This window comes from Methylobacterium trifolii (assembly GCF_022179685.1).
GTDB classification, from domain to species: Bacteria; Pseudomonadota; Alphaproteobacteria; order Rhizobiales; family Beijerinckiaceae; genus Methylobacterium; species Methylobacterium trifolii.
In genome coordinates this window covers 1-8,956 of the sequence record NZ_BPRB01000307.1, presented here as the reverse complement: position 1 = coordinate 8,956, position 8,956 = coordinate 1, and the positions used below count along the sequence as shown (strand labels likewise).

General features: G+C 67.9%; 8 protein-coding genes. 3 read left to right on the top strand and 5 right to left on the bottom strand.

Features of this window, described 5'->3' with window-relative positions; all coding sequences use genetic code 11:
• Window positions 1-66: 66 nt before the first annotated feature.
• The 5 genes from fdhE to COGEMETH_RS22750 form a co-directional block, all read right to left on the bottom strand.
• The gene (gene fdhE / locus COGEMETH_RS22770; RefSeq protein WP_238184961.1) at window positions 67-1,056 is read right to left on the bottom strand and encodes a formate dehydrogenase accessory protein FdhE; all 990 of its coding nucleotides are present in this window, start codon (window positions 1,054-1,056) and stop codon (window positions 67-69) included.
• 5 nt (window positions 1,057-1,061) lie between these two features.
• Window positions 1,062-1,784, bottom strand: a complete 723-nt coding sequence (locus COGEMETH_RS22765; protein ID WP_238184960.1) for a formate dehydrogenase subunit gamma — start codon at window positions 1,782-1,784, stop codon at window positions 1,062-1,064.
• A 186-nt stretch (window positions 1,785-1,970) separates the two neighbouring features.
• The gene (gene fdxH / locus COGEMETH_RS22760; protein ID WP_238184959.1) at window positions 1,971-2,900 is read right to left on the bottom strand and encodes a formate dehydrogenase subunit beta; all 930 of its coding nucleotides are present in this window, start codon (window positions 2,898-2,900) and stop codon (window positions 1,971-1,973) included.
• A gap of 16 nt (window positions 2,901-2,916) precedes the next feature.
• Window positions 2,917-5,997, bottom strand: a complete 3,081-nt coding sequence (fdnG, locus tag COGEMETH_RS22755; protein WP_238184958.1) for a formate dehydrogenase-N subunit alpha — start codon at window positions 5,995-5,997, stop codon at window positions 2,917-2,919.
• Window positions 5,998-6,161: 164 nt separating this feature from the next.
• Complete coding sequence (locus COGEMETH_RS22750; RefSeq protein ID WP_238184957.1) at window positions 6,162-6,500, bottom strand: hypothetical protein; 339 nt, start codon at window positions 6,498-6,500, stop codon at window positions 6,162-6,164.
• A 168-nt stretch (window positions 6,501-6,668) separates the two neighbouring features.
• Between COGEMETH_RS22750 and COGEMETH_RS22745 the strand changes: the two genes are divergently transcribed.
• From COGEMETH_RS22745 to COGEMETH_RS22735, 3 genes are all read left to right on the top strand, one after another.
• Window positions 6,669-6,848 carry a NepR family anti-sigma factor gene (locus COGEMETH_RS22745; protein ID WP_238184956.1) on the top strand — a complete coding sequence of 60 codons (180 nt, stop codon included), beginning with the start codon at window positions 6,669-6,671 and terminating at the stop codon, window positions 6,846-6,848.
• A 382-nt stretch (window positions 6,849-7,230) separates the two neighbouring features.
• Window positions 7,231-7,458, top strand: coding sequence for a hypothetical protein (locus COGEMETH_RS22740; protein ID WP_238184955.1), 228 nt, complete (start codon window positions 7,231-7,233; stop codon window positions 7,456-7,458).
• Between the two features lie 473 nt (window positions 7,459-7,931).
• The gene (locus tag COGEMETH_RS22735; RefSeq protein WP_238184962.1) at window positions 7,932-8,930 is read left to right on the top strand and encodes a sulfate ABC transporter substrate-binding protein; all 999 of its coding nucleotides are present in this window, start codon (window positions 7,932-7,934) and stop codon (window positions 8,928-8,930) included.
• Window positions 8,931-8,956: the final 26 nt, after the last annotated feature.

Genomic DNA, 8,956 nt, shown 5'->3' with positions numbered 1-8,956 from the left:
CTCGCGTGAGCGAGGGTCAGGAGAGGAAGGCGCCTGTCCTGGAGACGCCTCCCAAAACCCAAGAAATCAGGTCACGAACAGCAGGTTCAGGCCCGCCCTTCGAAACCCGTCCTCGGCGATCTTGAGGTCGAGGCCGTAGGACGCGACATCGTCGGCGATCGGGTCGAGGCTCGGGTCGCGGTGCTGGTGCAAGTGCTTGATGTAGCTGTGGCAGGTGGTGCAGGTCTCGACCTGAACGTCTTTCGAGACCTCGTCGAGGCCGTAATAGCTGACGCCCTCGCCCGAGCCGCAGGCCGTGCAGCGGATGCGGACGTGGTTCCAGAGGGTGCCGCAGAGGGAGCAGGCCAGGTAGCGGGCCTTGTCGGCCGGCGTCCAGCCGACGATCAGGCTCGCCACCGGCGCCCCGCCGCAACAGGGGCAGACGCCATCCGCCACCGGTTTCAGGGCCTTGGTGTCGAGGCGGGCGGCCTGTCCGGCCATCAGGACCTGGAGGGCCGCCGCGACGAAGACGCATTCGGCCAGGCGCTCGACGGGGATCGCCCCCTCGTGCACCTGGATCGCGAGGTCCAGGCGGTCCTCGGGGGTGGCCGCGCGCAGGGCGTCGAGGGCGATGCGCGCCGGTTCGGGCGCGCCAGCGAGGTCGAGGCGGGCGAGCAACCCGTCGAGGCAGGCGGCGAAGGCGCCCGAAGCCTCGATCCCGTGGCGGGAGAGCGGCGGCATGCCGTTCTCCAGGCGCAGGGCGAGGTTCGCCCCGGATTCGGGCGGTGGCGGGGGCAGCGCGGCCTGGACCTGAGCCTGGGCTTCGGCGACCTGGGCCAGCAGGCCGAGATAGCCGGCAAGCGGATGACCGGGGGCAACCTTGCGCAGCCGCGCGGCTCGGTCGGCGAACAGGCTCGCCGGTTCGGGCAGGCGCACGAACGGGACCGAGGCGGCGATGCCGATCCGGTCCGGGTCGGGCTTCAGTTCGCGCAGGCGCCGGGTCGGTTCGAGGGAGGCGGGCGCGACCGCCTCGCCCGCGTCGTCGGGCGCGGGCGCACGTTTGAAGAAGCGGGCCAAGGCTTTTATGATCCGCGCTTGTCGGTCGGCCCGCGGCGCAGGCGCCCGCCTGCGATCTGCCGGAACCACTTGCGGTGGTGGCGGTAGGCCCAGCCGCCGGTGACGGTGCCGCGGACCATGGCGCGGCCCGTGCCGCGGACCCAGATGCCGGCATAGACGTGTACGACGATGATGGCGATGGCGATCACGGCTGCCAGCGAATGGGCGAGCAGGGCCCAGCGCTTCGTCTCGATGACCGTGTAGGCGTAGAAGTACTGGTCCCAGATCACGAGGCCGGTGACGAACATGATCGCGATCAGCGCGGTCTGGCCCCAGAACACGCCCTTCTGCCCGGCATTGTACTTGCCGAGTTCGGGCAGGCGGTCCTCGCGGTTGGTGACCACGTCGCCGATCTTCATCGACCAGGCCACGTCGTCCCTATTGGGGATGTTCAGGCGCCAGAAGCGCAGGAACAGCAGGGCGAAGGAGACCATCAGTGCCACGCCGAACCAGGGATGGATCGCCCGCGTCGCCTGCCCGCCCCCGAACAGGCCGGTGAGCGAGAACAGGTAGGGCGTGAACATGGCCAGCCCCGAGAGTGTCAGCAGGGTGAACAGGATCGCGGTGATCCAGTGGTTCACCCGCTGCAGGCCGGTGTAGCGCGGCACGTACATGACCTCGGGCGACTCGTCCCTCGCCTCGTGGAGGGGGCGGGTCTCGCCGTCTCGAACGTCGGTGTGACTGGTCATCGCATCCGCTTCTGTGATCGTCCCGAAGGCTACTCCGGCGGTCTCGAAGTCGCGCGGGGCCGGACGTGTCCGTCCGGCCCCGGTGCGCTTGGAGCAGGCTGCTTTCTCACGGAAACAGCATGCTCCAAGTCACTGTGTTCGCATGATGTCTTCGGGAAACCGGTTTCCACTTTCCCGCATCGTGCTCTAGTGCGGCCGGGCCTCGTCGCCCGCGCGGCGCTTCTCCCGGTCGAACGCGATCGCCTCCTCCTCCTCCTCCGGCACCACCTCGTTCGGGCCCGCGGTGACGTAGTGGAAGAAGCCGGCCACCGCCGCGAAGCCCATCGCGGCCAGGCCGAACACCTTGGCCCCGCCCTTCCAGAAGGCGACGAGGGCCGAGATCTTCGGGTCGTCGGGCAGGCCGGCATAGAGGCTCGGCTTGTCGTTGTGGTGGAGCACGTACATCACGTGGGTGCCGCCCACGCCCGCCGGGTCGTAGAGCCCGGCATGCTGGAAGCCGCGGGACTTGAGGTCCTCGACCCGGTCGTGCGCCTGCTCGATCATCGCGGCCTTGGTGCCGAACATGATCGAACCGGTGGGACACGCCTTGGCGCAGGCCGGCGCCTGGCCGACCGCGACGCGGTCGGAGCAGAGCGTGCACTTGTAGGCCTTGTGGTCCTTCTCGGAGATGCGGGGGATGTTGAAGGGGCAGCCCTTCACGCAATAGCCGCAGCCGATGCAGTTCTCCTCGATGAAGTCCACGATGCCGTTGGAATACTGCACGATGGCGCCGGGCGAGGGGCAGGCCTTGAGGCAGCCCGGATCGGTGCAGTGCATGCAGCCGTCCTTGCGGATCAGCCATTCGAGGTTGTTGGTCTCCGCGTTCTCGTATTCCGTGAACCGCATCAGGGTCCAGGTCTTGGGCGTGAGGTCGTGCGGGTTGTCGTAGACGCCGGTGTTCACGCCGATGTCGTCACGCAGGTCGTTCCACTCCTCGCAGGCCGATTGGCAGGCCTTGCAGCCGATGCACTTCGACACGTCGATGAGCTTGGCGACCTCCATGTGCGAGCGGATGGCCGGCGGCGTCTCCGTAGAGGCGGAGCGCTGCCGGATGTCGAGGGAGCTGTAGTCGGCCATTGTTTCCGTGCTCCCCTTACGCGACGGCGTCGGCGGGAGGCGTCGTCGCCTCGATGTTGACGAGCCACGCCTTGAACTCGGGCGTCTCCGTGTTGGCGTCGCCCACCACCGGGGTGAGGGAGTTCGGGTGCCATCCTTTCCGGGTCAGGCCGATGAAGCCCCAATGCTGCGGGATGCCGACGACGTGGACGGCCTTGCCGTCGCACATCAGCGGCTTGATGCGCTTGGTGACGACCGCCTTGGCCTTGAGGGAACCGCGCTTCGACCAGACCCGGACCCAGCCGCCCTTGACGATGCCCTTCTCACGCGCGAGCTGCTCGGAAATCTCCACGAACGCCTCCGGTTGGAGGATCGCGTTGATCCGGGCGTGCTTGGTCCACTGGTGGAAGTGCTCGGTCAGCCGGTAGCTGGTCGCCGCGTAGGGGAACTCATCCGAGGTGCCCAGGTCGGCCAAGTCCCCCTTGAAGATGCGGGCGGCCGGAGCCCCCTTGATCTTCGGGAAGGGGATGTTGGCCATCGGCGATTCGAAGGGCTCGTAATGCGTCGGGAACGGCCCGTCGCGCATCAGGCCGCGGGTCCACAGGCGGGCGACGCCCTCCTGGTTCAGGATGAACGGGCCCACGCCCTTTTCGGGTGCCACGGTGGCGCCGTAGTCCGGCACGTCGAAGCCGACCCACTGCTTGCCGTTCCACTCGATGAGCTTCTTCTTCTCCGACCAGGGCTTTCCCTCCGGGTCGCAGGAGGCGCGGTTGTAGAGGATGCGGCGGTTGGCCGGCCAGGCGAAGGCCCAGTTCGGCGCGATGCCGCGGTTGCCGGGATCGGTGTTGTCCCGGCGGGCCATGGTGTTGCCCTTCTCGGTGTAGCAGCCCGAGTAGACCCAGCAGCCGCAGGCGGTCGAGCCGTCGTCCTTGAGCTGACTGAACCCGTCGACCTGCCGGCCGGCGGGCAGCGTCGCCCCGTTCAGGTCCTGGGTCGGGGCCAGCGTGTAGCCGTTCAGCTCGCGCGCCAGCTCGACTGGAGTCGGCGACTCGCTGATCGCGTAGTTCCAGGTCAGGTTGAGGATCGGGTCGGAGAAGGCACCGCCCTCCTTCTTGTACATCTCCTTCACCCGGAGATGGATCTCCGACATGATCTCGATGTCCGAGCGGCACTCGCCCGGCGCGTCCTGGGCCTGCCAGTGCCATTGCAGCCAGCGGCTGGAATTCGAGAGCGAGCCCTCCTCCTCCGCGAACAGGGTGGTGGGGAGTTCGAACACCTCCGTCTGGATCTTGGTGGGATCGACGTCGTTGTACTCGCCGTGGTTCTCCCAGAACCGGGCGGTCTCGGTCTTGAGGGGGTCCATCACCACGACGAACTTCAGCTTGGCGAAGGCGTCGGCCATCTTGGCGCGGTTGGGGAACGACATCAGGGGGTTGAAGCCCTGGATGACGTAGCCCGTCATCTTGCCCTGCTTGGCCAGTTCGAAGCCGCGCATGATGTCGTAGGTCGGCACGTCGAGCTTGGGCAGGTAGTCGTAGGCCCAGTCGTTCTCCTTGGTCGCCTTCTCGCCCCACATCGCCTTCTGGAAGGAGACGAAGAACTTGTTGTAGTTCGACCAGTAGCTCGTCTGTCCCGGACGGAGCGGCTTGAACTGCCGCTTGGCGCTGTAGTCGGCGTAGTTCGGCTCCTTCTCCGTGGGGATGTTGAGGTAGCCGGGGATGAGGTTGCTCATCAGCCCGACATCGGTCAGCCCCTGGATGTTGGAGTGGCCGCGCAGCGCGTTCATGCCCCCGCCGAGCATGCCGATGTTGCCGAGCAGCGTCTGCACGATGCACATCGCGCGGATGTTCTGAGAGCCCTTGGAATGGTGGGTCCAGCCCAGCGCGTAGAGGGAGGTCATCGTCCGTTCGGGCGAGGACGTGGTGGCGATCAGCTCGCAGACCTTGAGGAACGTCTCCTTGGGCGAGCCGCAGATCCGCTGCACCATCTCGGGGGTGTAGATCGCGACGTGCTGCTTCAGGAGCTGCATGACGCAGCGCGGGTGCTGCATCGTCTCGTCGACCACGGCGTAGCCGTCCGGGCCGATCTCGTAGTCCCAGGTCGACTTGTCGTAGTCGCGCTTCTCCGCGTCGTAGCCCGAGAACAGCCCTTCTCGGAAGTCGTAGCCCTCGCGCACGACGTAGCCGGCGTTGGAATAGGCCGAGACGTAGCGATGCTGGAGCTTGTCGTTGTCGAGCAGGTACTTGGCCACGCCCGACAGGAACGCGATGTCCGTCCCCTGCCGGATCGGGCAGTACAGGTCGGCCACCGACGCGGTGCGGGTGAAGCGCGGATCGACGACGATCAGCTTGGCGTTGTTATGCGCCTTGGCCTCGACGACCCACTTGAAGCCGCAAGGGTGCGCTTCGGCGGCATTGCCGCCCATGACGGTGATGACGTCCGCGTGCTTGATGTCCATCCAGACATTCGTCATCGCACCGCGGCCGAAGGAGGGCGCCAGACTGGCGACCGATGGGCCGTGTCAAACCCTGGCCTGGTTGTCGAAGACCAGGGCCCCCATGCTTCGGACGACCTTGTAGGTGATCCAGGCCGTCTCGTTGGTGGTGGCCGAGGCGCCGAGGAAGCCGGTGGTGATCCAGCGGTTGACCGGCAGGTCTCCGTTCCTGGCGACGAAGTTCCTGTCGCGGTCCTCCTTCAGTAGCTTCGCGATCCGGTCGAGGGCGAAGTCCCAGGAGACGCGCTTGAACTCGGAGGAGCCCGCCACCCGGTGCAGGGGGTACTTGGTCCGGGTCTCGGCCTGGATGAAGTCGAGCAGCGCCGAGCCCTTGGGGCAGAGGGTGCCGCGGTTGACCGGATGATCGGGGTCGCCCTCGACGTGCATGACGGCCGAGCGGGCGTTCTTCGATTTGTCGCCGAGGCTGTAGAGGATGACGCCGCAGGCCACCGAGCAATAGGGGCAGGTGTTGCGGGTCTCGCGCATCTGCGCCAGCTTGAACGGGCGCACGGCAGCCGCCATGGCCGGCTCGAGGCCGCCGAAGCCGAGGGCGCCGAGCGAGCCCCCCGCGAGGCCGGCGCCGGCCCCCTTCAGCAGACCGCGCCTGGAGACCTGGATCGTCATCTGGAGTTCCCCGACACGAGTTGGTTTAATTCCAAGGTGTCTCAGGATCGCGGCGCGCAGGCAAGTGCGGTGGCATGACACAGCAGGCGATTCTGTTGCCGGGACGGCCCACGATTTCGCAGCCCGATCAATCCTCTAGCCGAGGGAGAAATCGGTGCGCCGCCTCACTTCGAGGGCACCGCCGGGCTCATGCCGGAGGGGCCGGGCGTGCGGTGGTCCATCGGCTCCTGCGGCTCGGTGCCGGTGGAGGCCGTGGCCGGGGCATCGGGGACGGGGCGGGACTTGTTCTCGCCGGTGGACTTGCCCCCCGGATCGGGGGCGTCCTTGGCCGCGGACTGCTCCCGCGGGACCGGCGCCTGGCTCCAGCCGTCGTTGGCGCTGCGGGACTTGTCGCCCATCACGTCGACGCCCTTGATCTCGCCGGGCGGCGTCTGGGCCTGGACCGGGCACAGGGACGCCGCGAGGGCGACGGCCGCGGCTGCGAGGAGGCGGGCGACGAGCATGGGATACCTCGGGCTGGAGCCGTATGATTCTCCGGGCAACGTGGCCTTCGCGGCGCGAGTTCCGGGGTGTGGCGTCCGGGCACGACGCGGGACGACCCGGTGACGCGCCCTTAACCAAGCTTTGCCATTGTGCGGGTCTGCTGGGCGGGGTGCGGAGATCCGAAGGTCATGTCGAAGACGCAGACGGATCGCCCGGCCGCTACCCCGGCGTCCAAGCCGCCTCTCAGCCCCGGCGTGCGCCGCCATCTCGGCCAGAACCTGCGCACGCTCTACGCCGACAGCCTCTCGGCGCCGGTGAGCCAGCGCCTGGAAGCCCTCATCGCCCAGCTCGACCGGCCCAAGGCGTAGACGCAGCCCACCTCAGTCCAGGGCGACGGCGGCCACGGCGAACAGGCCGGCCAGGATGAGATTGCCGGCGAGCATCAGGGCGAACACGGTCATGGGTGCTGTCTGACTTCGAGCGGGAGGGAAGCGGCCAATCCGCGATTCGTCCGGCCTGCGCCGCTTCTAGCCGCCCGCCCATGAACGGCGCGCCCACACGCCGAAGCGAAATCCCGCTCCGGCCCGCGAAGTCGGCCCTGTGGTGCGCCGCGGTCACGCCCGACACGGGGCGGCGTTCCGTTTCCGACCTTGTCTTTGCCCGAAATCCCGTTCAGCATCGTTAAGGCTTCGTTAACGCGGAGCCGGCGCCGGACTCGTGCGTCCAACCCTCACGATACGGAGCGGCGACATGGCGATGGGATCGATCGGCGAAGCGTTCCTCGCGGCCTCCAGCTTCCTCGGCCTGGGTAGCCTGCGCCTCGGCGCCGACGGCGCCATGACCTCCACCCTCTCGGAGGATGCGTTCTCCCACGGCGCGGTCGCGACCCTGCCGGCGATCGCCGCCTTCGCCCCCGGCGAGTCCTATTTCGAGGCCGTCGCACAGGCGCTGGACCAAGCCGGCTACCTCGACGCCTGAGGCGCGATCGGCCTGTCTCGTACGCTGCCGTAGGAATCGGCTCGCCGCAGCCCTGCGAAGCGTCGGCATTCTGTCGTGAACCGGAACGCGCGGATTTAGGGTCGATTCAGACGACAATCGGGACCGTCCCGCCTGCCATCTTACGCCGTGCCGCGAAAAAGACGTTCTTTCTAAGGAACGCGCCGACGGCATAAGACCGTTCTCCGCCCCGTTCGAACGGGAGAAGGGTGTTTTTCGGCGCCCTGCATTCGCGCGCGATCCCTTGGAGTGAGGTGGCGAATCGCTTGCTGCGATGCGATCCCAGGCGCTGCGCCGCCCCCGCCACGCGCTTGACAACGTTCTGTAAAACGAACGAAACAACCTCGACGGCAGACAGGCGGTCGCGGCGCCATCGCGCGGCGGCCGGGTTTCGGAGGATCGACGTGAGACAGCATCCAGCTACGGGGATCGGCGGCGCGCATCCGGCCCGCCTTCTGGCGAGCCTGGTGCTGGTCGCCTGCCTCGTCCCGGCCTCCCTCGCGCCGGCCGCGGCCGAGACCGCCCTGCTCAACGTCTCCTACGACCCCACGCGCGAACTCTACCGCGACGTGAACGCGGCCTTCGCCGAGGAGTGGAAGGCCAAGACCGGCGAGGCCATCACGGTGCGGGCCTCGCACGGCGGCTCCGGCTCCCAGGCCCGCACCGTCATCGACGGGGTCGACGCAGACGTGGTGACGCTGGGCATCCCCTCCGACATCGACGCCATCGCCAAGCTCACCAAGAAGATCCCCGCGGACTGGCGCACCAGGCAGCCCAACGAGGGCCTGCCCTACACCTCGACGGTGGTCTTCCTCGTGCGCAAAGGCAACCCGAAGGGCGTGAAGGACTGGGCCGACCTCGCCAAGCCCGAGGTGAAGGTCATCACCCCCAACCCCAAGACCTCGGCGGGCGGACGCTGGAACTTCCTGGCCGCCTGGGGCTACGCCTACAACCAGGACAAGGACGCGGAGAAGGCCAACGCCTTCGTCGGGCAGATCTACAAGAACGTGCCGGTGCTCGACACGGGCGCGCGGGGCTCCACCGTCACCTTCGCCCAGCGGGGCCTGGGCGACGTGCTGCCGACCTGGGAGAACGAGGCGTTCCTGGTCCTGCAGGAGTTCGGCGCCGACAAGTTCGACGTGGTGGTGCCGCCGACCTCGATCTACGCCGAGCCGCCGGTGGCGCTCGTCGACGCCAACGTCGACCGCAAGGGCACCCGCAAGGCGGCCGAGGCCTACCTCGCCTTCCTCTATACCGACAAGGCGCAGGCCATCTTCGCCAAGCACCACTATCGCCCCCTCAAGCGCGCGGCGGCGGCCGAGGCCGACCTCAAGCTCCTGCCCGAGATCAAGCTGTTCAAGATCGAGGACCTCCAGGGCAACTGGGACGACATCCAGAAGAAGAACTTCGACACGGGCGGCCTGTTCGACCAGTTGAGCCGGGCGGGGCGGTAGCGCCGCGGCGTCCCTCCCCCCTTTGC